Below are 512 nucleotides of genomic sequence, written 5' to 3'. Positions count from 1 at the left end.
TTTGCGCTGGGCCTGCGAAGGCTGCTTTTGCCCGGCCAGGTCGACGATCACCTGCTCGATGTCGGCCTGTGTAAATTCGCGTTGCTTCTTCCTGCGCGCGTGGCCTTGCTTGCGCTCCGTTCGGGTCGAGTCCCCACGGTGCGTTCGCGAAGGCGCTTTACCAATCCGTTCGTTATCGCGCTGGGCCTGAATCACCTGCGAGACCTGAAGTACGTGACTTAGCCGCTTGTGCTCAACCACTGCGCCCTGGTCCACCTCGGTCAGCTTGTCGTATTCGCGGTACGGGACCACGCGGCCATCCGCCCGCAGCTCGATGCGTCCGTCCGGATACTCCCAGACCTCGATATACCGATCGATCAGCTTGCGGTTCTCCGGTGTATCGTCCAGCAGGTACAGCACACGGTCGTACTGCACCGTCAGCGACTTCTTGACCTTCCTCGGTTCGCGCCACGTCAGCACCGTATCGAGGCTCTCATCGGCCCGCAGCGGCCGGTGCGCATCGAACTCACTCT

At 62.1% G+C, this 512-nt stretch carries 1 pseudogene; it reads right to left on the bottom strand.

The features are described from left to right. Positions 1-512: pseudogene (locus M3I53_RS38110) on the bottom strand (ISNCY family transposase); the annotation flags it as partial.

It is taken from the genome of Paraburkholderia sp. CNPSo 3272, from assembly GCF_024206495.1.
Taxonomy (GTDB): Bacteria; Pseudomonadota; Gammaproteobacteria; order Burkholderiales; family Burkholderiaceae; genus Paraburkholderia.
The sequence above is the reverse complement of the archived record's forward strand: the minus strand, read 5'-3'. Positions and strand labels throughout refer to the sequence as shown.